Raw genomic sequence first — 21,528 nt, 5'->3', positions numbered from 1 at the left:
CTCGTCGCCACCTTCCGCCCCGCCGTGGGTCCGCACGTTTTTACACAGCCTCGGTCGAAAGCAGCCATCGCCGCATACACGGCACCGGGCGGAGGAACAGGGAACCGCCTGGGTTCCGGGTTCGCTTCGCGCCCCGGAACGACGGCGGGCGCTCCGAACCTCCGCGCGACGATCGCTTCCGGCGCGAACAGGCCGCCCGCATCAAGACCGGCGGTGCGCGACCGTGGATGACCAGGTAGGGGGCTGTGAAGCGGACAGGCTGGATGTCAGCTCAGGGTGGGTAGCGGTCGTTGGATTCAATGAGCTCTAGCGAGTGTAACGCTCAGAAGTCGGTCGATGAAGGCGTTCAAACTCGAAGCTAAATCACCAACAGACTGGACAGAGATCGACTCTGGATACCATCCGCTCACATCGTAGCCGATCCCAACGGCCCCGATTTGGATTTGGCCCTCCCGACGGATGCCATCCAAAACCGACTGCAGATGAGCGTCCAGATACATTGCGCCATTCGCCTGTTGAGTTGAGTCGTCCACTGGCGATCCATCGGAGAGAACCAGCAGGGTCTTTGCGGCCTCCGACCTAACCAGGAGGCGACTTGCGGCCCAGACAACGGCTTCACCGTCGATGTTCTCCTTGGGAAGGTCCGGCCGGAGCATCGACCTGATCGCAGCGCCGGAAATCTCGCTGCCTTCGTCGTCGCCGTCGCGATAGACGACATGGAGGAGTTCGCAAAGTCGGCCCGGGTGACGCGGTCTGAGCCGCCATTTCCATCGTCTGCGCGGTCTGCCACCCCTCCACGAAGCGGTAGTGAACCCGAGGACTTCGACTCGACAGCCCGCAGCCCTCAGTCTCCGAACAGCTTGCGCAATTGCCGCAGCGGCAAGCGCCATAGGGGCGCCGCGCATCGAGCCGGACTGGTCCAACAGGAGTGTAATAGCCGTGTCAGGTTGTGCACTGACTTCCCAGCCCGTGGCTGGTGCCTGAGCGGCGGGAGTTTCGAACGAAGCCGTCAGCGCAGCATCGAACTCTGCGAAGGACGCATCCACGGCTTTCGTGTCCAGCGCTGATAGAGGGCCAAGAACACCATCCAGTTCATCCCATCTGACCTCACGGTCAAACCTAGTGGTGAAGACGCGATAGTCAGGTGTGGGGTCACTAGCCATGGCCGACCATACAGCCTCAACGGCCTCTGCCAATGGGACCGTGGAGGTCCGCCATGGGCGTGAACCGAAGTTAGCCTAAGAGTGAGAAGCGGAGTTTTGTGAATGCGGGACGACAATCCGCTAGTTAACATTGGCAGATGACAGGTGTTTTCCAGTTGCTCGCCGTTCTCTTTGCGTTAGCTGCGCTCGGCTGGGGTGCGGTCAAGTTCGGCGATGTTGTCGCAGAAGCCGTTGATCCCGACAGTAGGCGTCAGCTTCGCCAATTTGTTCGCGTCCTGGCTGTAGCGGTCGCGGTTGTTTTGGGCGGTTTTATTGCAGTCACGGCGCTGACCGCTGTCCTTTGGGGCACGGGGTGTGAGCGTGTTCTGGACCCAATGGCTTGTCCAGCGGAGGACTGACGGGCGCTGACGATTCAATGTCCGCAACGGTCGAGGCCAGTTATGGCCAAGCGCGGCACAAGCCGTCACCCCGGCGGCGCCAAGGGGCGATGGGAAGCATCATCCGTCTGGATTCCGGGTTCGCTGCGCGTCCCGGAATGACGGCGGCAGCAGCGAAAGCGATTCCTCACTCCTCCGTCTTCTTCGCCTTGCGCATCCAAGGGCGGGTTTCTTCGCCGTTGGCCTTGGCGGTGATTTCCTTGAGCTTGCGACCCTGCATGGTCGAGAAGGCCTGACCGGGAGCGCCTTTCTCGGGGTCGGCGAAGGCGCGGCCGTGGGTCTGGATGCGCTCGCCGACCGAATCGAGGAAGTCGCCCTCCCATTCGGACAGCGAAACGCCCGTCTTCTCGGCCGAGCGGCGGGCGCGCTTCAGAGCGTTGAGCGCCGCCCGCTTCGCAGCTTCCTTCTGCTGTTCCCAGGGAGACAGCGAAGGTTTTGTTTTAAGAGCGCTACCGTCCTTCGGACGACTTGAGCGTAGCGTTTCAGCGCCGCTGGCTTTTAGGCTGCTGGAGCGCGTCAGCCCGCTGGAGCGCAGCTTGGATGCGTCGCCGCCCTTCAGGCTGCTGGAGCGTGAAGGGCGGTCGCTGGGGGGCTTGAAGGGGGTGCGCTTCAGGCCCGCCTCCCTCAGATCTCGCCGAGGGCCGACAGATAGAGGTCGAGGATGGCTTCTTCTTCCTGACGCTTGGCCTTGTCCTGCTTGCGCAGGCGCAGGACCTTGCGCAGGACTTTGACGTCATAGCCCTCGCCCTTGGCCTCGGCGAAGACCTCCTTCATGTCGACCATGACGGCCTGCTTGTCCTCTTCGAGGCGCTCCAGGCGCTCGATGATCGAGCGCAGACGGCCCTGGGCCGTGGCGGTCAGGACGTCCGAGGAGGCGTCAAAGGCGGGGGCGTCGTCGGCCATGAAGAAAGCTCCGAAACTTGAATTGGCCGACGGGCGACCGTGAACCCACTCTCAAGCAGACCGGGGGCCGAGAGGGCAAGAAAGGAATCGCCCGAACCGCTCAAGAGGCCGAATCGCCGCGTTCCAGCAGCCTGACGTCCGGACACGAAAAAGGCTGCGGACAGTGTCCGCAGCCTTTGAATATCGCAACCGCAGCGCCGAAACCGGCGCCGACAGGCTTTAGCCTTGCTTGGCTTTGAAGCGCGGGTCGGTCTTGTTGATCACATAGACCACGCCCTTGCGGCGAACGATCTTGCAGTCGCGGTGGCGACCCTTGAGCGACTTAAGCGAGCTACGGACCTTCATGGTCGGACGTCCCGAAGAATTGGAGGCCCGTGAGGGCGGTCAAAAACAAATGCGCGGGTCCTTGCGAGAAGGACCTTGCGGCGGAGCGGTGCGTATAGAGAGGCCCTCGCCTTTCGTCAACATTAAGCGCCGGGATTCCGCTGGAGGCCTGGCCTCCGGGTCGAACGGAGGGTCTCCGGACATGCACGTCCGGCGCGTCGCCCCTACGCCACCAGGCCGTGTCCAAGGGAGCCGAAATGTAAAACGCCGTTCGTTAACCGGCAACTGTCGAAAAGGGTTAGCGGCGACTTAACCCTTTTCACGGAAACCCCTTTCCGCTTCGCGCGCTTGTGATTGGTCGTGGATTTTGGGGGCGTTAGCCTGTGCTCATGCGTATCGCCTATCGTCTTGTCCTGATTGGTTCTGTGGCGGCCTGCGCGCCCATGGTTCCGTCGCCGCCTCAGCCGCAGCCTGTTCCGCCCGCCGTCGTCGAGCCTGCGCCGGCGACCCCGCCATCGACGCCGCCCCCCGCCACGGACATGGCCGACGCCTATGATCAGGCCAGCTTCGAGGCCTGGAAGAAGAGCTTCCTCGATCGGCTCGGCGGCGCGCGGAAGTGGGAGTATTCGCGTGAGCTGAACGGCGTCACGCCGAACGCCAGCGTCATCCGCCTGGACCGCAACCAGCCCGAATTCTCGCGCCCCGCCGGCGCCTATATCCAGAGCGCCACCGCCCCGGCGCGAATCGCCATGGCCCGCCAGCGCGTGGACCGTGTGCCGTGGGAGGTGACGCAGAGATTCGGCGTGCCGACCGAGATTCTGCTCGGCGTCTGGGCTCAGGAGAGCGCCTTTGGTCAGGTTCAGGGCGATTTCGACGTCATCCGCTCGCTGGCCACCCTGGCCTATGACGGCCGCCGTCGCGCCTGGGCCGAGGACCAGCTGAAGAACGCGCTCGACATCGTTGTCGATGGTCGCCGCAGCCGCAGCGGCCTGAGAGGCAGTTGGGCCGGTGCCATGGGCCAGACCCAGTTCATGCCCGACAACTATCTGAAGCTGGGCGTGGATCAGAACGGCGACGGCAAGGTCGACATCTGGGGCTCGGACGCCGACGCCCTGGCCTCGGCGGCGAATCTGCTGGCCCAGGCCGGATGGAAGCGCGGTCAGGGCTGGGCCTATGAGGTCATCCTGCCCGCCGACTTCGACTACAGCCAGGCTGAGGGGCCCAAGCATGACTGGGCATGGTGGTCGGCGCGCGGCGTGCGTCTGGCCAACGGCGGCGCGCTGAACGCCGATGAAGCCGCCGAGGGCGCGACCATCCTGCTCCCGCAGGGCGCCAAGGGGCCGGTCTTCCTGGCCCTGCCCAACCACTATGTGATCCGGCGCTACAACAACTCGGTCAGCTATGCCCTGGCCATCGGCCTGATCGCCGACGGGGTGGCGGGCAAGCCGCCGCTGACGGCGACCTGGCCCAACGACGGCCCGCTGACCCGTGAACAGCGCGTCGGCGCCCAGACGGCGCTGACGCGAATGGGCTTCGATACCCAGGGCGTGGACGGCGTGATCGGGTCGAACACGCGCGCGGCCCTGCGCCGCTGGCAGCAGGCCAACGGGCGGGTGGCGGACGGCTATCTGACGGACGTGCTGGCGGACGAGCTGATCCGGCGGGCGCGGTAAAGAAATCTCCCTCCCCTTCATGGGGAGGGTGGCTGAGCCCAAGGGGCGAAGACGGGTGGGGGCGCTTGACAAGCCAGACGCTGCGCCCGGCATCGCCACGCCCTCCCCACCCGGTCGCTGCGCGACCACCCTCCCCATAAAGGGGAGGGAAAAACGGCGCCCTACCCCTTCATGCGCCAGGTGGCGCCTTGCGGGCCATCCATGACGACGACGTTCAGTTCGTTCAGGCGGTCGCGGATGCGGTCAGCCTCAGTCCAGTTCTTTTCGGCGCGGGCGGCGGCGCGTTGCTCCAGCAGGGCTTCGACCTCGGCCTTGAGCGCGGGATCGCCGCCCTCGAACCATTGGTCCGGCGTCAGGGCCAGCACGCCCAGCAGGCCGGCGGCTTCGGTCAGGCTCCAGCGGGCCATGGCGACGTCGTTGATGTCGGCCTCGGCGTCGTTCAGCAGGTCGCGCAGGGCGTTGCCCAGTCCAAACAGTTGGGCGATGGCGCCCGGCGTGTTCAGGTCGTCCTCCAGCGCGTCCAGCACCGGGTCCAAAGCGTTCTCGGCCAGCTCCATCTCGGCCTCGTCCAGCGCGGCCTCGTCGAAGTCGGCCAGGGCCGCGTCGGCGTCGCGCAGGACGCCGTAGAGACGGTCCAGGTTCTTGCGGCTCTGCTCCAGCAGGGTCTGGTTCCAGTCCAGCGGCTGACGATAGTGGGCGCTCAGCAGGGCCCAGCGCACCACCTCGCCCGGCATGGCCTGCACCAGATCATGCAGCAGCAGGACGTTGCCGATCGACTTGGACATCTTCTCGGCGTCCACGGTCAGGAAGCCGTTGTGCATCCAGTAGCGGGCGTATTCGTCGTGCGCCTGATCGCCATGAGCATGGCCGTGGGCGCAAACGCCCTGGGCGATCTCGTTCTCATGGTGTGGGAAGACCAGGTCGATACCGCCGCCGTGGATGTCGATGGGCAGACCCAGGGTCTTCTCGATCATGGCCGAGCATTCGATGTGCCAGCCGGGACGTCCCTGGCCCCACGGGCTCGGCCAGGAGGGCTCGTCCGCCTTGGACGGCTTCCACAGGACGAAGTCGTGGGGGTTCTTCTTGTAGGGGGCGACCTCGACGCGGGCGCCGGCGATCATGTCGTCCAGATTGCGGCCCGACAGCGCGCCGTAGGACGGATAGGAGGAGACGTCGAACAGGACGTGGCCTTCGGCGGCATAGGCGTTGCCGGCGTCAATGATGGCCTGGATCTGGGCGGTGATGGCGTCGATGTAGTCGGTGACGTGCGGGGCGATGTCAGGCGGGCTGACGTTCAGCAGGCCCATGTCGGCCAGATAGGCGGCCTCATACCGCGCCGTGATCTCGCCGATCGGCACGCCTTCCTTGGCGGCCTTGGCGTTGATCTTGTCGTCCACGTCGGTGACGTTGCGGGCGTAGACGACCTTGTCCGGGCCATAGGTCCGGCGCAGCAGGCGCACCAGGACGTCGAACACCACCGGCGGGCGGGCGTTGCCGATATGGGCGTAGTCATAGACCGTGGGGCCGCAGACATAGAGCGTCACCCGGTTCGGATCGCGCGGCTCGAAAGCGCGCTTTTCACGGCGAAGGGTGTCGTGGATATGCAACGGCATGGGTGACAGTCTTTGCGAGTTTTCTTGCGGGACGGACGGCGTGTCCCATATAGCGGCCTGATACACAGTCCGAACGGATTGGTAAAAGGTAGCCTTGGCGGTCTCCCCGCCCCGCTGGATCAGTTCATGAGCACTTCGCCCGCCAAGCCCGTCCTCGTCACCGATGCAACCGCCGTCGTGCGCCCCAGCCGCGAACAGGCGCTGGAGGCCGTGCGCACCCTGATCGCCTGGGCGGGCGACAATCCCCAGCGTCCCGGCCTGATCGACACGCCCAAGCGCGTGGTCGACGCCTATGCCGAATGGTTCGACGGCTATGACGCCGATGCGGGCAAGGAGCTGTCGCGCACCTTCGAGGACGTGACCGGCTATGACGACATGGTCATCCTGCGCGACATCGAGATCGAGAGCCACTGCGAGCACCACATGGCCCCCTTCCTGGGCAAGGCCTATGTCGCCTACCTGCCGGGCGAGAAGGTCGTGGGCATCTCCAAGCTGGCGCGCGTGGTCGAGATCTTCGCCCGTCGCCTGCAGAACCAGGAGACGCTGACCAACGACATCATCGAGGCCATCGAATCGCACCTGCAGCCGCGCGGCGTGGCCGTCCTGCTGGACGCGGCGCACCAGTGCATGACCACGCGCGGCGTGCATCACCGCCACGTCACCACCATCACCACCCGCTTCACCGGCGCCTTCAAGACCGACCCGGCCCTGGCCGACCGCTTCCTGAAGCTGGCGCGGGGCTGAGGACAAAGAGCAGAGTCTCAAAGGGTTTGATCCGGTCGTTTCGCAGATGCGAAGCGGCCGGTTTTGCAATCTTATTGCCCGATGACGCGAATTCGTCACGCAAGACGGCTTTACAAGCCCGGCGCGGGACGCCAAGACACCAACCATACCTTTGAGTGCTGCTCGCCAGAGAACGCGGGCTGTGATGGGAGACGACGGCGTATGGGCTCTAAACTTTCCGGTCCCGCGGGCCAGGGTGGCAAAACGATCGAACAGAACGCGGACATCAACGTCACGCCGTTCGTCGACATCATGCTGGTTCTGCTGATCATCTTCATGGTCGCCGCGCCTCTGGCCACCGTGTCGATCAAGCTGGACCTGCCGCCGGCGGTGCCGAGCGTGACGGACGAGAAGCCCAAGGAACCCGTGTACATCACGATCCAGGAATCGGGCGAAATCTACATCGCCGAACAGGAAACCTCGGTCGCCACCCTGCCGGCCGACGTCTGCGCCGCTCAGGACGTGACGACGGACTGCCGCGAAGAGCGCGTCTTCGTCCGCGCCCAGCCGGAAGTGAAGTACAACCAGTTCATGGAAGTCATGAACAAGCTTCAGGAAAACGGCTTCTACAAGGTCGGCCTCCTGAACGAAGACATCAGCTAAGACCTCTCTTTCGCAGAGTGTCAGGACAAGGGTCGCCCCACCGGGCGGCCCTTTTTCTTTGGCCGCGCCTCAACCGGGCGCTTGCCCTGATCCCCGCCGCCGTTCTTGATGCGGGCTGTGAGTTTCGGGGGAAATCGCCATGATCGCAGCTTTGCTGGCCGCCAGCCTGCACGTCGCCGTCCTCGACGGAGCCTCCGACTGCCGCCCCATCGCCGGCGCCGAGGCCCTGTGGCGAGAAGACATCCGCTACGTCTTTATCGGCGAGACCCACGGCACGACCGAGGCGCCCGCCGCCTTTGCCGAGCTGGTCTGCGCCGCTCTGGAACAGGGGCCGGTAACGGTTTTCGGTCGAATATCCGGTGCAGATGCAGCCGACGCTGGACGCCTTCATGGCCGCCGACAGCGAGACGGCGGCGCGCGCCGCCCTCGCCGCCTACGAGTACGGCCCCTTCGTCCACCATGACGGGCGCGGAAGCGGCGCCATGCTGGAGCTGTTGCTGCGGATACGCGCCATGGCGAAGGCGGGCGAGGATGTGACCCTGGTCGCCTCCGTGCCGGACAGTCCCCGCGTCGAGGGCTTCCGCCAGTCCTATGCGGAGATGGACCGCGCGGTTCTCTGGGGACGTCAGGCCATGGCGCGGCCAAAGGCGCGGGTCATGGTTCTGGTGGGCCGGGTCCACTCGGAAAAGGTTCGCCGGATCGGCTCGCCGCTGGGCTTGCCCGCCGCCGCCCATATCCGGCCAGAGGAGACCCTGTCCCTGTCCCTCGCGCGTCAAGGCGGAGAGGCATGGATGTGCCTGGACGAATGCGGAAACGCGCCGATTCCCGAATCCGACGACCCGACGCTGCGCGGCCTTGTCTTGGCGCCCCAGCAGGACGGGAAGTTCGACGGCCTGCTGGCGCTCGGCCCGGTGAGGGCGTCCGCCCCCGTCAAGCCTTGACCTGACCTCGCGTCAATCGCCTAGAGTTCATTTCTAAACAGGACGGACCCTATGACCGAGCTCGTGACCCGCGACTTCACCGCCCTCGCCGCCGACGGCTATCCGTTGTCGATGCGGTTGATCTCGGCGGCTGAGCCGAGGGTGGCTGTGCTGGTGTCGTCGGGGACCGGCTTTCCCAAGGGCTTTTATGAGCGGTTCGCACGGCATCTGGCGGGTCAGGGCGCGGCGGTGCTGACCTATGATTTTCGGGGCATCGCTGGGTCGCGGCCTGACGATCTGAAGGCCATGGCGATGGACTATCCTGACTGGGGGCGGCTGGACATGCCCGCCGCCCTGGACGCCCTGATCGCGGCGGCGCCGGGCCTGCGCATCGTCCATGTCGGGCACAGCGTGGGCGGGCACTTTCTGGGCTTCATGGCCAATCAGGACCGGATCGAGCGCCACGCCTTCGTCTCGGTCGGCACCGGCTGGTGGGGCGGGCATCACCGCGCCTACAATCCGATGGAGCTCTTCTTCTGGATGGGTTTTGGGCCGTTCAGCCTGATGCGGCACGGCTATATCAGGGGCGGCGGCCTGTGGGGCGGGACCGACCTGCCGCGCGGGGTCTTCACCACCTGGCGGCGCTGGTGCCTGAAGCGGGAATACTTCTCGCGCGAGTTGGAGACGACGCTGCGACCGCATAATTACGAGGCGGTGACGGCGCCGATCCGGTCGTGGATCTTCACCGACGATCCCATCGCCACGCCGAACAGCGCGCGGGACCTGCTGAGCGTCTATCCCAAGGCCCCGTCCGAGATCAGCGTCCACGCGCCGTCCGACTTCGGCGCACGCCGCATCGGCCACGAAGGCGCCTTCCGCAAGGGGATGGAGCCGCTGTGGGAACGGATTTTCCACTGGCTGGACAATGGCGAAGGCTGATCCGGCGCCTATATCGAGCGCTCCCCCGACTTCGCGGAGCCAACCCATGCCCTATGCCGATCAGCCTACCGTCGTCGCCTCTGGCGTGGAGGTTCCGCTTCTCGGTTTCGGCACCTGGCAGTTGGAGGCCGACGACGCGCGGCGCATGGTGCGCGAGGCCCTGCGCATCGGCTATCGTCACATCGACACGGCCTGGATCTACAAGAACGAAAAGGCCGTGGGCGACGGCATCGCCGACGCCGTGGCCGAAGGGATCGTGACGCGCGACGACATCTTCGTCACCACCAAGATCTGGGTCGAGCACTTCCATCGCGACGCCCTGCTGCGACAGGCCGAGGAGTCGGCCATCAGCCTGGGCCTGACGCCGGACCTGTTGCTGCTGCACTGGCCCAAGCCGACGCCGGCGCTGGCGGAGACCATCGGCGCCCTGAACGAAGCGCAGGAGAAGGGTCTCACCAAGCACATCGGCCTGTCGAACTTCCCCTCAAGCCAGTTCCGCGAGGCGGCCGGGCTGTCCAAGGCGCCGCTGATCACCAACCAGGTCGAGTATCATCCCTATCTGTCGCAGAAGACCCTGATCGAGACGGCGCGCGAGCTGGGGTCGTCCATCACCGCTTGGTCGCCGCTGGCTCAGGGCAAGATCGCCGAGGACGCGGTGATCGGCGAGATCGCCAAGGCCCACGGCAAGGCGAATGGTCAGGTCGTCCTGCGCTGGATCATCCCGCAGGGCGTCATCGCCATTCCGCGCACCGCCAAGGAGAGCCGCGCGGCGGAGAATTTCGACATCTTCGACTTCGAACTGTCGGCGGAGGAGATGACGCGCATCCACGCCCTGGCCCGTGCCGACGGTCGCCTGGGCGACTGGCTGGACGCGGCCTTCCAATGGGATCAGGATGCCTGACCTCACAGCGTCATAGGCGCCCGCGTCAGGAGGACGCCATGGGTTCGGTTCTGGGCTTTCCGGGGATTGATCCGATGGACGCCGTCGTCGGCGCCCGCATCCGGCGCTGGCGTGACCAGCGCGGCGTCGCGGCCGAGGATCTGGCCGCCGCCCTCGACCTGACGCCCGAGGCCCTGCGTCGGGTCGAGGCGGGGCGAGAACATCTGGATTCCGCCGGCATCGACGCCGCCACCCGCGCCCTGCACCTGCCGGTGTGGGCGCTGGCAGCCGACAGGCCTGAATATTGATGGCCCGCCTCTATCGCGCCGTCTTCGCCTGCGTCGGCTGGTTCGCCGTGGCGCTTCAGTATGGGGTGACGCTGGCGGATAACCCCGACAGCAGCGCGGGCGAGCTGACGCTGAACTTCTTCAGCTACTTCACCATTCTGAGCAATGTTCTGGTGGCCCTGGCCCTGACGGCGCCGGTCGTGGCGCCGAACACTCGGCTGGGGCGCTGGTTCGCGGGCGAAGCCGTTCGCGCGGCCATGGCCATGTATATCGTCGTGGTCGGTGTGGTGTACCACTTCCTGCTGGCCCCGACCTGGAACCCTCAAGGCCTAGCCCTGCTAGGCAACAGCCTGCTGCACTACGTCATGCCCGCCGCCTTTGTTCTGGACTGGCTGCTGTTCGCGCCCAAGGGCCGTCTGAACTGGAAGGATCCGGCCAAGTGGCTGATCTTTCCGCTGATCTACGGCGGCTGGACCCTGATCCACGGCGCGCTGAGCGGTTGGTGGCCCTATCCCTTCGTGGACGTCGGCGCTTTGGGTCTGGGGCGGGTGCTGCTGAACTTCGTCGGCCTGTTGATCTTCTTCCTGATCGTCGGCCTGATCATCGTGACGCTTGATCGCACCTTCGGACGGCGTGACAGACGCACGATTGCCGCCTAAGCGTCAGCGCATGGCCTACAAGTCCCTGCGCGATTTCATCGCTGTCCTCGAAGCCGATGGCGAACTGGTTCGCGTCTCCGAACCCGTCTCCACCCATCTGGAGATGAGCGAGATTCAGACCCGGCTGCTGCGTAACGGCGGCCCGGCGGTCCTGTTCGAAAAGCCGGTCATGCCCGACGGCTCGATCAGCCCCATCCCCTGCCTGGCCAACCTGTTCGGCACGGTGAAGCGGGTGGCCATGGGCGTGACGCTGGAGGGCAAGCAACGCACCACGGCGGGCGAGTTGCGCGAGGTTGGCGAACTGCTGGCCTTCCTGCGCAACCCGACGCCGCCGCGCGGCTTCTCCGACGCCATGGAGATGCTGCCCCTGGCCAAGACCGTCATGTCGATGCGGCCCAAGACGGTGAAGAAGGCCCCGGTGCAGGAGGTGGTGCTGAAGGGCGATCAGATCGACCTGACGTCGCTTCCCATTCAAGGCTGCTGGCCCGGCGAGCCCGCGCCCCTGATCACCTGGGGCCTGGTCGTGACCAAGGGGCCGTCAGACGACCGCGAGGACGACTTCAACCTGGGCATCTATCGGATGCAGGTCCTGGGCAAGGACAAGGCCATCATGCGCTGGCTGGCCCATCGCGGCGGGGCCCAGCACTATGCCCGGCACAAGAAGGCGGGCAAGCGGGAGCCCCTGCCCTGCGCCGTGGTTCTGGGCGCCGATCCGGGGACCATCCTGGCCGCCGTGACCCCGGTGCCGGACACTCTGTCGGAGTATCAGTTCGCCGGCCTGATGCGCGGCTCCAAGGCCGAGCTGGTCCCATGCAAGACCGTGCCGCTGATGGTGCCGGCCAACGCCGAGATCGTGCTGGAAGGCCACGTCCTGCTGGACGAGTTCGAGGACGAAGGCCCCTACGGCGACCACACCGGCTATTACAACTCGGTCGAGAAGTTCCCGGTCTTCCAGGTGACGGCCATCACCATGCGCCGTGACCCCATCTATCTGACCACCTTCACCGGCCGTCCGCCGGACGAGCCGAGCGTGCTGGGCGAGGCGCTGAACGAGGTCTTCATCCCGCTGATCCGCCAGCAGTTCCCCGAGATCGTCGACTTCTGGCTGCCGCCCGAGGGGTGCAGCTATCGCATCGCCGTGGTGTCGATGAAGAAGGCCTATCCGGGTCACGCCAAGCGGGTGATGATGGGCTGCTGGAGCTATCTGCGGCAGTTCATGTACACCAAGTGGATCATCGTCGTGGACCACGACATCAACGCCCGCGACTGGAAGGATGTGATGTGGGCCATCTCGACCAAGATGGACCCGGCCCGCGACATCACCGTCATCGAGAACACCCCGATCGACTATCTGGACTTCGCCAGCCCCGAGAGCGGCCTGGGGTCCAAGATCGGCCTGGACGCCACCGACAAGTGGGAGCCCGAGACCAAGCGCGAATGGGGCGAAGAAATTCGCATGGACGAGGCCGTGGTCGAGCGGGTCAACGACCTGTGGGACCGTCTGGGCTTGCCGGGCGACAAGACGCCGATCTGGAAATAGCGGCTCGCGTCGGGGCGCGGTTCTGGACAAAGGGTTCACACGGTCTGGAAATCGAGGCGAAGAGGGTTAAGGTCGCGCTTCATTTTTTGCGTGGTTCCGGAGCCCTCATGTCGCATCGCCTCCTGGCCGCCGCCCTGCTGCTGACGCTTGCGAGTCCCGCCATGTCCCAGACCCCGCCCGCTTCCGTTCCGAACGTTGCGCCCTGGGATCAGGCCTTCCTGCCGCCCGCGCCCGCGTGGAGCGGGGCGTCCAGGGCCCTGCTGCGCGATGCGTCCGATCCCTGGGTCACGGCCTTCGAGGCGGATGCGGCGCATGACTTCTCGCCCTCCTATGCCGACACCCGCGCCTGGTTCGACCGGCTGGACGCGGCCAGCGATCTGATCCGCATCGAGCAGTTCGGCGTCTCGCCGGAGGGCCGCCCCCTCTATGCAGTGATCGCGTCCAAGGATGGGGCGACGCTGGACCCGTCCAAGCCCGTCCTGCTGGCCCAGGCCGGCATCCACCCGGGCGAGATCGACGGCAAGGACGCGGGCATGATGCTGCTGCGCGACATGGCCTTCTACGGCAAGGACGGCCTGCTGGACCGGGCAAACCTGATCCTGATCCCGATCCTGAGCGTGGACGGGCATGAGCGCACCGGCCCCTATTCGCGGCCCAACCAGCGCGGGCCGCGCAACCAGGGCTGGCGTCACACGGCGACCAACCAGAACCTGAACCGCGACTTCATGAAGCTGGATCAGGCCGAGATGCAGGCCGTCATGGGCCTGATCCACAAGTATCAGCCCGACCTCTACGTCGACATCCACGTCACCGACGGCATCGATTATCAATACGACGTCACCTATGGCTACAACGGCGAGGACGGGGTCTGGAGCCGCAGCCCGGCCATCGCAAAATGGCTGGACGAGGCCTTCAAGCCCGAAATGAACGCCGCCCTGGAGGCTCAGGGCCACATCCCCGGCGAACTGGTCTTCGCCATCGACGACCGCGACCCGAAGAAGGGGATGAACGACGGCGGTCTGGGCGAGCGCTATTCCAACGGCTGGGGCTCGGCGGCCCACGTCCCGACCATCCTGATCGAGAACCACAGCCTGAAGCCGCACGAGCAGCGGGTGCTGGGAACCTATGTCTTCCTGGAACAAGCCCTGAAGGTTCTGGCCGAGAAGGCGCAGACCCTGCGCGCCGCCATCAGCGCCGACCGCGCCCTGCGCCCCGCCGAACTGCCCGCCAACTTCAAGGGCGACGAGCAGCCGACGCGGATGCGCGCCTTCAAGGGCATCCTCTATGACACCTACGACAGCGCCGCCTCGGGCCGTCCCGAACTGCGCTGGCTGGGTCAGCCAGACCCGGAGCTGTGGCAGGTGCCCTACTTCGGTTCGCACCCGACCCTGACGCTGAAGCGCCCGACCGCCTACTGGGTGCCGTCCTATCGCGCCGACCTGATCGAGCGATTGAAGATGCACGGCGTGCAGATGGAGGCCCTGGACGCGCCACGCACGGTGGCCGTCGACATGCTGCGCCTGGTCGACCCCAAGGTGTCGGGCCGCACCAATGAAGCCCATGTGCCGATCACGGTCGGCGAGGTTCGCGCCGAGGCCCAGGACTGGACCTTCCCCGTCGGTTCGGTGCGCGTGCCGACCGATCAGCCGATGGGCGACGTCGCCATCCTGCTGTTGGAGCCGCAGTCGTCAGAGAGCTTCTTCGCCTGGGGCATGTTCCCCGAGGTGCTGAACCGCGTCGAATACATCGAGGCCTACGCCATCGCGCCGCTGGCCGAGAAGATGCTGGCGGCTGATCCGGCGCTGAAGGCCGAGTTCGAGGCCAAGCTGGCGGCCGAGCCCGCCTTCGCCGCCGACGGCGACGCCCGTCTGGCCTGGTTCTATGAGCGCACGCCCTTCTACGATCAGCGCTTCCGCCTCTATCCGGTCGGACGGGAGAAGTGAGCATGGTCCCCTCGATTCAAGCCGCGACCCTGTGGGGCGGGCTGCTGATCCTGCTGCTGCTGGTGCTGTCCAGCGTCGTGGTCAGCCGTCGGCGTCGGCATCTGATCGAGTTTGGGGACGGCGGAAATCCCGAGATGACGCCCGCCGTCCGGGCCTTCGGCAACGCGGCGGAATACATCCCGGCGGGCATCTGCGGCCTGATCCTGCTGGCATTCGTCGGCGCGCCGCCCCTGCTGATCCACGGCGTCGGCGGCGTGCTATTCGCGGGCCGGGCCATCCACGCCTTGGGTCTGCTGTTCCAGAAGGGGCCGTCGCTGGGCCGGGTGACGGGGATGGTCCTGACCTGGCTGGCCCTGCTGGTGGCGTCGGTCAGCCTGATCGCCTGGTCGGTCCTGTAAATCCCTCTCCCGATGGGAGAGGGCTTGAGCCTCCAAGAGCGCAGCGATTGGTGCGGCGAAAGGGTGAGGGTCGTCCGCCTGAAAATCCTCTGAAATCGCCGCCAAGCTCCTTTCGCAGCGGCTCACGCCGACTGATCGCTTAGCCCCTCACCCTTTCGCGCAAGAACACTCGCTTCGCTCGCGTGCGCTCAAGCCCTCTCCCGACGGGAGAGGGTATGCGTCGCACCTGTTGCAGGTCGGAGTTCCGTCCGCCATATCGGGGCATGTCCGATAAGACGCCCTCCCCCGACATCCTCCATGATCTGGTCGCCGCCGCGCTGAAGGCCGGCGCCGACGCCGCAGAGGCGGTCTCCGCCCACCGCGCCTCCCTGTCCGTCGGCGTGCGCAACGCCGAGCTGGAAGAGGTCGAGCGCGAGGAGGCCCGCGACCTGGGGCTGCGCGTCTTCATCGGGCGGCGTCAGGCGACGGTCTCCGCTTCGGACCTGTCCGACGCGACCCGCGCCCGTCTGGTCGAGCGCGCCGTGGCCATGGCCCGGCTGGCGCCCGAAGATCCCTATGCCGGTCTGGCGCCGCAGGACCGGCTGGCCAAGGGACCGCACGCCGACCTCGACCTGTTCGACCCGTCCGAACGCACCGCCGAGGCGCTGGAAGCCGCCGCCGCCGAGGCCGAGGCCGCCGCCCTGTCTGTCGAAGGCGTGGCCCGGTCCGAGGGCGGCCACGCCTCCTGGTCGGCCAGCGAATGGCGTCTGGTCACGTCTCACGGTTTTGACGGCCGCCATAAGGGCAGCGCCTTCTCGCTGGGCGTCGGCGTCATCGCTGAAAAGGACGGGGCCATGGAGCGCGGCGGCGAGAGCCGGGCGACCCGCTACCTGTCCGACCTGCCGGGCGCCGCAGAGATCGGCCTGAAAGCCGGTGAGCGCGCCGCAGCCCGCGTCGGCCCGCGCAAGATCGCCTCGACCACCGCCCCGGTCATCTTCGAGAACCGCATCGCGACGCAGGTGCTGTCGCCCCTGCTGGGCGCCATTTCCGGCCCGGCCATCGCCCGCGGCAGCTCCTTCCTGAAGGACAAGCTGGGTCAACGCGTCCTGCCCGCCGGCGTCGACATGATCGACGATCCCTTCCGCCTGCGCGGCCTGGGCTCGACCCCCTTTGACGACGAAGGCGTGGCGGTCGAGCGGCGCAACATCGTCGAGGACGGCGTCATCACCACCTGGCTGCTGAACAGCGCCGCCGCCGCCCAGCTGGGGATGTCCTCGACCGGCCACGCCTCACGCGGTCTGGCCGGGCCGTCCGGCGTCTCGACCCACAACCTGCATCTGGCGCCGGGCGAGCACGACAAGGCGGGCCTGATGACCGAGGCCGGGTCGGGCCTGCTGATCACCTCCATGTTCGGCCCTTCGCTGAACGCCAACAACGGCGACTGGTCGGCGGGGGTGTCGGGCTTCTGGTTCGAGAACGGCGAGTTGGCCTATCCGGTCAGCGAAGTGACCGTGGCGGGCAATCTGATCGACCTCTACGCCCGACTGGTGCGCGGATCGGATCTGGAGTTCCGGGGTTCCTTCAACAGCCCCTCCCTGATGTTCGACGCGGTGGCTATCGCCGGAAAATGACTGATCTCGCTTCCGACCTCGAACTGATCCGCGACGCGGCCCTGGCGGCGGGCAAGCTGGCGCTCGAGCATCGCGAGGCGGGGCTGAAGGTCTGGTCCAAGGAGGGCGGTTCGCCCGTCACCAGCGCCGATCTGGCGGTGGACCAGCTGTTGCGCGACACCCTGCTGACGGCGCGGCCCGACTATGGCTGGCTGTCGGAGGAGACGGCGGACAACGCCGACCGTCTGTCGAAGAAGCGCATCTTCGTGGTCGATCCGATCGACGGCACCGTCGCCTATATGAAGAACAAGCCGTGGTGGTGCGTGCCCATCGCCGTGGTCGAGGACGGCCGCCCCGTCGCCGCCGTCATCCACGCCCCCATGCTGGGCGAGATGTTCGAGGCCACGCTGGGCGGCGGCGCCCGGTTGCAGGGTCGCCCGATCAGCGCCTCGGACACCGACACCCTGGAGGACGCCGAGCTTCTGGCCGACGCGCGGCTGATGGAGGCGCGCGAATGGGCCGAGCCCTGGCCGGAAATGCGCTTCACCAAGCGCAACGCCCTGGCCTATCGCATGGCCCTGGTCGCCGCCGGGGCCTTTGACGCGGCCATCGCCATCAGCCCCAAATGGGACTGGGACGTCTGCGCCGGCGCCCTGATCGCCGAGGAGGCCGGGGCCAGGGTCAGCGACCATATGGGGCGCCCATGGTGCTTTAATCGTCGCGATCCGCGACAAACCAGCCTGATCTGCGCCGCGCCGGCCCTTCACCCGTTGATCGTGAGGCGCACAGCGCCTATCCCGCTCGCCATCTGAACCTCCCTCTCGCAATGGACCCCCTCTCCATGGCTGACGCCCCCCATAACGCGCACGATCCGCAACTGCTTCACCTCGTCATCGGCGGCGAGATGCGCCACCCGGCCGAGCCGGTCTTCCGCGATCTGACCCAGGTCGAGTTCGTCGGCGCCTTCGGCAGCTATGACGAAGCCAAGCAGGCCTGGAAGGCCCGCGCCCAGGCCACGGTCGACAACGCCCACATGCGCTACTTCATCCTGCACGCGCACAAGTTGATCGACCCGCGCTCCGACGTCTGATCCATCGCGCGCGCCTCACGGCGACGTTTCGGAACCGCACAGGCGGCTGACGCGCTTTCTCGTCAGCCGCCTTTGGCGTTTCTGGAGAGGTCACCGACATGCTGCCCACCCTGATCGTCTTGTTGTTGGTGATCCTGGCCGTCGTCGCTATCGTCTGGGTCGTGCGCAAGGGACCCGCGCACACGCCGCGTCCGGGCGAGGATCAGGACACGGCTTGGAACGACCCGATCACCCCGGCCGAACCCCATAGCCGCCCCCACGACCCGGAGCCCCGACCTTGACCCTGTTCGGCTACACCATCGACGGACAGCAGCTGTTCGGCGTCCTTTCCCTGGTCAGCGTTCTGGCCCTGTGGCTGATCGTCTTGGGCCGCGAGCGCAACTATGCGCGCTGGTTCCGCCAGTGGGAGGCCGACCGCAAGGCTCGCCGCGACGCCGAGACCGCGCATCACGGTCCCAAGCGCGGTCCCTGGGGCTGACTACTCGCGCTTTAGCAGGCGGTCGATGACCAGCTTGCCCCACCAGCCGGCCTTGAACTCGGCGCGGATGGCCTTGGGATCATAGGCGTCGCTGTCGATCCAGTCCTCGAAGCTGACGCCGGTCGGCTCGACCTCGGCGACGTACTTCTCCAGCACATGGTCCAGCACGCCGGTCAGGCCCTCTCGGCTGTGCAAGGTGCGCTTGCCCAGTTCCGACATGGCCGCCGAGATCGGCTCGCCCAGATGGAAGTGGCGATAAAGCACCGCCATCATCCCAGCCCGGTCCGCGCCCGACTTGCAGTGGATCAGGGCCGGATACTCAATCGTCTGGAACAGTTCGCGCGCCCGGTGGATGCGGTCGCGGCCCGGCGGATCGCGCGAGTCCAGCGGGGCGTCGATCAGGGTCAGGCCCAGCCGCTCGCAGGCGTGCTTTTCCAGCCAGTAATAAGCCTCGTCGCGCTGGCCGCGCAGGTTGATGACGGTCTTGATCCCGCGCCGTTTCCAATAGGCCAGCTGGCCAGGCGACGGCTGATTTGTGCGCACCAGGTCGGGCCCAAGCCAGTGGGCGTTGGTGAAGGCCGTGCGCAGGAAGGCGTGGTCGGCCCAGAAATAGGCCCAATGCGCCTTGAATCGGCCCATCGCCCTGGTCAGATCATAGCGCTGCATAAGCCGCAGATAGCGACGAAACCGCACCGCGTCACCTGCAGGCTTCGCCGTGCGGCTTGACTTGGCGTCCAACCCGTTCGACCGAGAGCCATGACCACCCCCGCGCCCGCATCCGACACCCGCGAACCTCTGCGGCCGCTTCTGGGCCGAATCTGGCGCGACTACCTGTCCCGGCACAAGCCGGCCTTCTTCGCCTCCATGTTCTGCGCGGCGCTTTCGGGCGGCCTGACCGCTCTGCTGCTCAAGTTCCTGGAACCGGCGATCGACCTGCTGTTCACCAAGCACGAAGGGCCGGTGGATATCTGGGGCCTGGTCAGCATTCCGGCGGACAAGGTGCTGATCCTCATCCCTCTGGTCATCATTGTGGTGGCCGTCATCCGGTCACTGGCCATGGCGGCGCAATCGGCCCTGGTGAACCGGCTGGGGCACGGCATTGTCGGCGACATCCAGAAGCAGCTGTTCTCGGGCATGATCCGGGCCGACCTGTCGCGGCTGCGCGGCCAGCATTCGGGCAGCTTCGTCTCGTCCGTCCTGTTCGACGCCAACCTGGTGCGCGAAGCCTTCACCTCGGGCGTGGTCAACTACACCCAGAACGCCCTGATGCTGCTGGGCGTCATCATCGCCATGGGCTTCATCGACCTGCCGCTGACCCTGATCGTTCTGCTGGGCGTGCCGGTGGTCAGCTGGATCATCCGCCGCTTCGGCCAGAAGTCACGCAAGGCCGCGCGCGGTGCCATGGTCGAGACCGAGGCCCTGTCCAGCGCCCTGATGGAGAACCTGGACGGCGTCCGCGTCATCAAGATCGAGAACCGCGAGGCCGCCGAGGAAGCCCGCGTCGGCGAGGTCATCGCCCGACGCCAGCGCCACATCATCAAGGGCGCCGACAGCCGCGCCTTCGCCGGACCGGCCAGCGACATCGTCGCCTACGGCATCGTCGCCGCCGTCATGGCCTATGCCGGATGGAGCGCCAGCCAGGGTCAGATGACGGTCGGCGCCTTCGCCTCCTTCATCGGCATGTTGCTGCTGGCCGGACAGGCCCTGCGTCAGGTGACGAACCTGACCACGGTCCTCAGCGAGGGCCTGACCGCCGCGCGCCGCCTGTTCACCGCCCTCGACATCGAGCCGGAAATCCGTGAAGCCGCCGACGCCATCGCGCTGGAGACCGGCCCGGTCACGGTCGCCTTCGATCACGTCTCCTTCGCCTATCAGACAGGCGAGGACGGCGGCGCGCCGACCCTGTCCGACGTCAGCCTGCACGTCGCGCCGGGGGAGACCATCGCCCTGGTCGGGCCGTCGGGCGGGGGGAAATCGACCATCCTGTCGCTGCTGCCGCGCTTCTATGACGTGACCGCCGGAGCGGTGACGATCAACGGCCGCGATATCCGCGAGCTGAAGCTGCAGTCCCTGCGCGACCATATCGCCCTGGTGACGCAGGAGCCCTTCCTGTTTGACGACACCATCGCCGCCAACATCGCCTATGGCCGCAAGGGCGCCACGGCCGAACAGATCATCGAAGCCGCCCGGTCCGCCGCCGCCCACGACTTCATCACCGCCCTGCCCGAGGGCTACGCGACCCGCGTCGGCGAGGGGGGGATGCGGCTGTCGGGCGGTCAGCGCCAGCGCGTCGCCATCGCCCGCGCCTTCCTGAAGGACGCCCCGATCCTGTTGCTGGACGAGGCCACCAGCGCGCTGGACACCGAGAGCGAGGCCCTGGTCCAGGCGGCGCTGGAGCGGCTGATGCACGGTCGCGCCACCCTGATGATCGCCCACCGCCTGTCCACGGTGCAGAACGCCGACCGCATCTATGTCATCGATGCAGGCCGCGTGGTCGAACAGGGCACCCACGCCAGCCTGGTCAAAAAGGGCGGCCTCTACGCCCGACTGGCGCGGCAGCAGTCGCTGGACGGCCCGCTTCCCGTCATCGCCTCGCCCCTGCCCGACGAGACCGGCGCATGAGGCCGCTGCGCAACCCCGTCGTCCAGACCTCCATGGCCTGGCTTTTGTCCGAGTGGATGCGGTTCTGCTACGCCACCATCCGCTGGGAACACGAGAACGAACAGCTGGCCGAGGAAGTCTGGGCCGAGGGCGGCGGCGTCCTGTGCGCCTTCTGGCACTCGCGACTGGCGCTTGGCCCTGCCAGCTGGCCGATGAAACGGGCGCAGCCGATCAAGGGGCTGGTCTCGCTCAGCCCGGACGGCGAGTTCTTCACCAAGGCCGTGGCGCGTCTGGGCATTCCCGCCGTGCGCGGCTCCTCGGCCAAGAAGGACAAGGCGGCCAGTTCCAAGGGCGGAACCCAGGCCCTGCGCGACGGTCTGAAACAGCTGAAGGTCGGCGGTCTGGCCGTCACCCCCGACGGTCCGCGCGGCCCCTCGCGTCAGATGGCCGAGGGCCTGCCCCTGATGGCCAAGCTGTCAGGCGCGCCGGTCCTGTTCATCGGACTTTCGTGCAAACCCGCCATCCGTTTGAACAGCTGGGACCGGGCCGTCCTGCCCCTGCCCTTCGGCAAGGGGGCCATCGTCTGGGACAAGGCCTGGTATCCCGAAGGCGCCGAGATGGCCGAGGTCGCCGCCGACTGGACCGAACGCCTGACCGCCGTCGAGGCGCGCGCCGATGCGATCACCGGGCTGGAGCGGATCTAGG

General features: G+C 66.7%; 25 protein-coding genes. 19 read left to right on the top strand and 6 right to left on the bottom strand.

From position 1 onward, the window contains the following. Positions 1 to 296: 296 nt before the first annotated feature. The 4 genes from DXK21_RS17140 to ykgO all read right to left on the bottom strand — a co-directional run bounded on the left by DXK21_RS17140 (position 297) and on the right by ykgO (position 2,848). A complete protein-coding gene (locus tag DXK21_RS17140) occupies positions 297 to 1,163 on the bottom strand; it encodes a cobaltochelatase CobT-related protein (protein ID WP_114817884.1) in 867 nt (288 codons plus the stop codon). A 564-nt stretch (positions 1,164 to 1,727) separates the two neighbouring features. Continuing rightward, a complete protein-coding gene (locus tag DXK21_RS11335; RefSeq protein ID WP_114817883.1) occupies positions 1,728 to 2,027 on the bottom strand; it encodes a hypothetical protein in 300 nt (99 codons plus the stop codon). 197 nt (positions 2,028 to 2,224) lie between these two features. Beyond that, positions 2,225 to 2,503 (bottom strand): nucleoid-associated protein GapR, encoded by a 279-nt coding sequence (gene gapR, locus DXK21_RS11330; protein WP_114817882.1) that lies wholly within the window; start codon positions 2,501 to 2,503, stop codon positions 2,225 to 2,227. A gap of 219 nt (positions 2,504 to 2,722) precedes the next feature. Then, a complete protein-coding gene (gene ykgO / locus DXK21_RS11325) occupies positions 2,723 to 2,848 on the bottom strand; it encodes a type B 50S ribosomal protein L36 (RefSeq protein ID WP_006274063.1) in 126 nt (41 codons plus the stop codon). Positions 2,849 to 3,216: 368 nt separating this feature from the next. Here ykgO and DXK21_RS11320 point away from each other — a divergent pair, with 368 nt between their 5' ends. Then, entirely contained in the window at positions 3,217 to 4,500 is a 1,284-nt protein-coding gene (locus DXK21_RS11320) for a lytic murein transglycosylase (RefSeq protein WP_114817881.1), read from the top strand. Positions 4,501 to 4,661: 161 nt separating this feature from the next. Here the strand turns inward: DXK21_RS11320 and cysS are convergent, their stop codons facing one another. Continuing rightward, the gene (cysS, locus tag DXK21_RS11315) at positions 4,662 to 6,113 is read right to left on the bottom strand and encodes a cysteine--tRNA ligase (RefSeq protein ID WP_114817880.1); all 1,452 of its coding nucleotides are present in this window, start codon (positions 6,111 to 6,113) and stop codon (positions 4,662 to 4,664) included. A gap of 126 nt (positions 6,114 to 6,239) precedes the next feature. Here cysS and folE point away from each other — a divergent pair, with 126 nt between their 5' ends. The 16 genes from folE (at position 6,240) to DXK21_RS11240 (ending at position 18,222) form a co-directional block, all read left to right on the top strand. Further along, positions 6,240 to 6,857, top strand: coding sequence for a GTP cyclohydrolase I FolE (gene folE, locus DXK21_RS11310; protein WP_114817879.1), 618 nt, complete (start codon positions 6,240 to 6,242; stop codon positions 6,855 to 6,857). Between the two features lie 201 nt (positions 6,858 to 7,058). Next, positions 7,059 to 7,499 (top strand): biopolymer transporter ExbD, encoded by a 441-nt coding sequence (locus tag DXK21_RS11305; protein WP_114817878.1) that lies wholly within the window; start codon positions 7,059 to 7,061, stop codon positions 7,497 to 7,499. A 139-nt stretch (positions 7,500 to 7,638) separates the two neighbouring features. Further along, on the top strand, positions 7,639 to 7,962 hold the full coding sequence (locus DXK21_RS16530; RefSeq protein ID WP_162790645.1) for a hypothetical protein: 324 nt from the start codon (positions 7,639 to 7,641) through the stop codon (positions 7,960 to 7,962). Further along, a complete protein-coding gene (locus DXK21_RS11300; protein ID WP_162790644.1) occupies positions 7,889 to 8,440 on the top strand; it encodes a hypothetical protein in 552 nt (183 codons plus the stop codon). Before DXK21_RS16530 ends, DXK21_RS11300 begins: the two co-directional genes overlap by 74 nt. A gap of 51 nt (positions 8,441 to 8,491) precedes the next feature. Continuing rightward, the gene (locus tag DXK21_RS11295; protein ID WP_114817876.1) at positions 8,492 to 9,358 is read left to right on the top strand and encodes an alpha/beta hydrolase family protein; all 867 of its coding nucleotides are present in this window, start codon (positions 8,492 to 8,494) and stop codon (positions 9,356 to 9,358) included. Between the two features lie 46 nt (positions 9,359 to 9,404). Beyond that, positions 9,405 to 10,259 (top strand): aldo/keto reductase, encoded by an 855-nt coding sequence (locus DXK21_RS11290; RefSeq protein ID WP_114817875.1) that lies wholly within the window; start codon positions 9,405 to 9,407, stop codon positions 10,257 to 10,259. 38 nt (positions 10,260 to 10,297) lie between these two features. Further along, complete coding sequence (locus tag DXK21_RS11285; protein ID WP_114817874.1) at positions 10,298 to 10,546, top strand: helix-turn-helix domain-containing protein; 249 nt, start codon at positions 10,298 to 10,300, stop codon at positions 10,544 to 10,546. Then, the gene (locus tag DXK21_RS11280; protein ID WP_114817873.1) at positions 10,546 to 11,184 is read left to right on the top strand and encodes a Pr6Pr family membrane protein; all 639 of its coding nucleotides are present in this window, start codon (positions 10,546 to 10,548) and stop codon (positions 11,182 to 11,184) included. Before DXK21_RS11285 ends, DXK21_RS11280 begins: the two co-directional genes overlap by 1 nt. A 10-nt stretch (positions 11,185 to 11,194) precedes the next feature. After that, positions 11,195 to 12,724: a UbiD family decarboxylase gene (locus tag DXK21_RS11275; RefSeq protein WP_114817872.1), complete on the top strand. Its 1,530-nt coding sequence runs from the start codon at positions 11,195 to 11,197 to the stop codon at positions 12,722 to 12,724. A 107-nt stretch (positions 12,725 to 12,831) separates the two neighbouring features. Continuing rightward, the gene (locus DXK21_RS11270; RefSeq protein ID WP_114817871.1) at positions 12,832 to 14,667 is read left to right on the top strand and encodes a M14 family metallopeptidase; all 1,836 of its coding nucleotides are present in this window, start codon (positions 12,832 to 12,834) and stop codon (positions 14,665 to 14,667) included. A 2-nt stretch (positions 14,668 to 14,669) separates the two neighbouring features. Continuing rightward, complete coding sequence (locus DXK21_RS11265; RefSeq protein ID WP_170136963.1) at positions 14,670 to 15,065, top strand: MAPEG family protein; 396 nt, start codon at positions 14,670 to 14,672, stop codon at positions 15,063 to 15,065. A 263-nt stretch (positions 15,066 to 15,328) separates the two neighbouring features. Beyond that, positions 15,329 to 16,675 carry a TldD/PmbA family protein gene (locus DXK21_RS11260; RefSeq protein WP_114817869.1) on the top strand — a complete coding sequence of 449 codons (1,347 nt, stop codon included), beginning with the start codon at positions 15,329 to 15,331 and terminating at the stop codon, positions 16,673 to 16,675. Then, positions 16,672 to 17,466: a 3'(2'),5'-bisphosphate nucleotidase CysQ gene (locus DXK21_RS11255; RefSeq protein ID WP_114817868.1), complete on the top strand. Its 795-nt coding sequence runs from the start codon at positions 16,672 to 16,674 to the stop codon at positions 17,464 to 17,466. The genes DXK21_RS11260 and DXK21_RS11255 overlap by 4 nt, the downstream gene beginning before the upstream one ends. Positions 17,467 to 17,480: 14 nt before the next feature. Further along, the gene (locus tag DXK21_RS11250) at positions 17,481 to 17,744 is read left to right on the top strand and encodes a DUF4170 domain-containing protein (protein WP_114817867.1); all 264 of its coding nucleotides are present in this window, start codon (positions 17,481 to 17,483) and stop codon (positions 17,742 to 17,744) included. Between the two features lie 98 nt (positions 17,745 to 17,842). Then, positions 17,843 to 18,025 (top strand): hypothetical protein, encoded by a 183-nt coding sequence (locus DXK21_RS11245; RefSeq protein ID WP_114817866.1) that lies wholly within the window; start codon positions 17,843 to 17,845, stop codon positions 18,023 to 18,025. Then, positions 18,022 to 18,222, top strand: coding sequence for a hypothetical protein (locus DXK21_RS11240; protein WP_114817865.1), 201 nt, complete (start codon positions 18,022 to 18,024; stop codon positions 18,220 to 18,222). Before DXK21_RS11245 ends, DXK21_RS11240 begins: the two co-directional genes overlap by 4 nt. Here the strand turns inward: DXK21_RS11240 and DXK21_RS11235 are convergent, their stop codons facing one another. After that, entirely contained in the window at positions 18,223 to 18,888 is a 666-nt protein-coding gene (locus tag DXK21_RS11235) for a protein tyrosine phosphatase family protein (RefSeq protein ID WP_114817864.1), read from the bottom strand. Between the two features lie 90 nt (positions 18,889 to 18,978). On the opposite strand from DXK21_RS11235, the gene DXK21_RS11230 reads away from it, so the two are divergent. Beyond that, positions 18,979 to 20,844 carry an ABC transporter ATP-binding protein gene (locus DXK21_RS11230; RefSeq protein ID WP_114817863.1) on the top strand — a complete coding sequence of 622 codons (1,866 nt, stop codon included), beginning with the start codon at positions 18,979 to 18,981 and terminating at the stop codon, positions 20,842 to 20,844. Further along, a complete protein-coding gene (locus DXK21_RS11225) occupies positions 20,841 to 21,527 on the top strand; it encodes a lysophospholipid acyltransferase family protein (protein WP_114817862.1) in 687 nt (228 codons plus the stop codon). Before DXK21_RS11230 ends, DXK21_RS11225 begins: the two co-directional genes overlap by 4 nt. The last annotated feature ends 1 nt before the right edge of the window (position 21,528 follow it).

Source organism: Brevundimonas bullata (assembly GCF_003350205.1).
GTDB lineage: Bacteria > Pseudomonadota > Alphaproteobacteria > Caulobacterales > Caulobacteraceae > Brevundimonas > Brevundimonas bullata.
This window is presented reverse-complemented; position numbering and strand designations above follow the sequence as displayed.

What these genes read in the sequence shown, in the direction of transcription:
- DXK21_RS11320 (WP_114817881.1), top strand. Translation starts at nt 3,217, where the DNA reads ATGCGTATCGCCTATCGTCTTGTCCTGATTGGTTCTGTGGCGGCCTGC.
- DXK21_RS17140 (WP_114817884.1), bottom strand. Translation starts at nt 1,163, where the DNA reads ATGGCTAGTGACCCCACACCTGACTATCGCGTCTTCACCACTAGGTTT.
- DXK21_RS11260 (WP_114817869.1), top strand. Translation starts at nt 15,329, where the DNA reads ATGTCCGATAAGACGCCCTCCCCCGACATCCTCCATGATCTGGTCGCC.
- cysS (WP_114817880.1), bottom strand. Translation starts at nt 6,113, where the DNA reads ATGCCGTTGCATATCCACGACACCCTTCGCCGTGAAAAGCGCGCTTTC.
- ykgO (WP_006274063.1), bottom strand. Translation starts at nt 2,848, where the DNA reads ATGAAGGTCCGTAGCTCGCTTAAGTCGCTCAAGGGTCGCCACCGCGAC.
- gapR (WP_114817882.1), bottom strand. Translation starts at nt 2,503, where the DNA reads ATGGCCGACGACGCCCCCGCCTTTGACGCCTCCTCGGACGTCCTGACC.
- DXK21_RS11300 (WP_162790644.1), top strand. Translation starts at nt 7,889, where the DNA reads ATGGCCGCCGACAGCGAGACGGCGGCGCGCGCCGCCCTCGCCGCCTAC.
- DXK21_RS11305 (WP_114817878.1), top strand. Translation starts at nt 7,059, where the DNA reads ATGGGCTCTAAACTTTCCGGTCCCGCGGGCCAGGGTGGCAAAACGATC.
- DXK21_RS11265 (WP_170136963.1), top strand. Translation starts at nt 14,670, where the DNA reads ATGGTCCCCTCGATTCAAGCCGCGACCCTGTGGGGCGGGCTGCTGATC.
- DXK21_RS11225 (WP_114817862.1), top strand. Translation starts at nt 20,841, where the DNA reads ATGAGGCCGCTGCGCAACCCCGTCGTCCAGACCTCCATGGCCTGGCTT.
- DXK21_RS11235 (WP_114817864.1), bottom strand. Translation starts at nt 18,888, where the DNA reads ATGCAGCGCTATGATCTGACCAGGGCGATGGGCCGATTCAAGGCGCAT.
- DXK21_RS11285 (WP_114817874.1), top strand. Translation starts at nt 10,298, where the DNA reads ATGGGTTCGGTTCTGGGCTTTCCGGGGATTGATCCGATGGACGCCGTC.
- DXK21_RS11250 (WP_114817867.1), top strand. Translation starts at nt 17,481, where the DNA reads ATGGACCCCCTCTCCATGGCTGACGCCCCCCATAACGCGCACGATCCG.
- DXK21_RS11270 (WP_114817871.1), top strand. Translation starts at nt 12,832, where the DNA reads ATGTCGCATCGCCTCCTGGCCGCCGCCCTGCTGCTGACGCTTGCGAGT.
- folE (WP_114817879.1), top strand. Translation starts at nt 6,240, where the DNA reads ATGAGCACTTCGCCCGCCAAGCCCGTCCTCGTCACCGATGCAACCGCC.
- DXK21_RS11255 (WP_114817868.1), top strand. Translation starts at nt 16,672, where the DNA reads ATGACTGATCTCGCTTCCGACCTCGAACTGATCCGCGACGCGGCCCTG.
- DXK21_RS11275 (WP_114817872.1), top strand. Translation starts at nt 11,195, where the DNA reads ATGGCCTACAAGTCCCTGCGCGATTTCATCGCTGTCCTCGAAGCCGAT.
- DXK21_RS11230 (WP_114817863.1), top strand. Translation starts at nt 18,979, where the DNA reads ATGACCACCCCCGCGCCCGCATCCGACACCCGCGAACCTCTGCGGCCG.
- DXK21_RS16530 (WP_162790645.1), top strand. Translation starts at nt 7,639, where the DNA reads ATGATCGCAGCTTTGCTGGCCGCCAGCCTGCACGTCGCCGTCCTCGAC.
- DXK21_RS11245 (WP_114817866.1), top strand. Translation starts at nt 17,843, where the DNA reads ATGCTGCCCACCCTGATCGTCTTGTTGTTGGTGATCCTGGCCGTCGTC.
- DXK21_RS11290 (WP_114817875.1), top strand. Translation starts at nt 9,405, where the DNA reads ATGCCCTATGCCGATCAGCCTACCGTCGTCGCCTCTGGCGTGGAGGTT.
- DXK21_RS11280 (WP_114817873.1), top strand. Translation starts at nt 10,546, where the DNA reads ATGGCCCGCCTCTATCGCGCCGTCTTCGCCTGCGTCGGCTGGTTCGCC.
- DXK21_RS11295 (WP_114817876.1), top strand. Translation starts at nt 8,492, where the DNA reads ATGACCGAGCTCGTGACCCGCGACTTCACCGCCCTCGCCGCCGACGGC.